We start from the raw sequence: 435 nt of genomic DNA on the forward strand, positions 1-435 counted from the left end.
GCGTTGGCTGCACGAAGACGAGGCGTTTGCCCTTCAGGGGAATGACCGGCCGGCTCGTCTTCAATCGGTCGAGCGTCTTTTTCAGCTCTTCAGCATCCCTGGCACTGAAACCTGTCCCGACCGACCCCAGGTAAACCCAGTCGAAGCCTTGTCTGCCGGCCAGCAGCAGACTGCCGATGCCACCACGGGCGGATGCCGACTGCTCATAGCCGACGATCATGAAGCTCTCGCTCTGGACGCATTTTATTTTCAGCCAGTCGCCCGTGCGGCCACTGCGGTAGGGGCGGTCGCGATGCTTGGCAACGATGCCTTCCAGATGACGATGGCAGGCGTGCTCGAGAAGGTCTTCGGCTGGCAGTTCTAGCTCTTCGGAAATGCGGATCGCCTGATCGCCGCCTTCCGGTATAAGGTCTTCAAGCAGGTGCCGGCGTACGT

The 435-nt window shown here is 60.7% G+C and carries 1 protein-coding gene; it reads right to left on the reverse strand.

Annotated features, from left to right (window positions below):
- On the reverse strand, positions 1–435 hold a 435-nt coding region (locus K6N12_RS33690; RefSeq protein ID WP_485064277.1), incomplete at both ends, for an ATP dependent DNA ligase.

The sequence above is a fragment of the Rhizobium redzepovicii genome (genome assembly GCF_019793435.1).
Lineage (GTDB): Bacteria > Pseudomonadota > Alphaproteobacteria > Rhizobiales > Rhizobiaceae > Rhizobium > Rhizobium redzepovicii.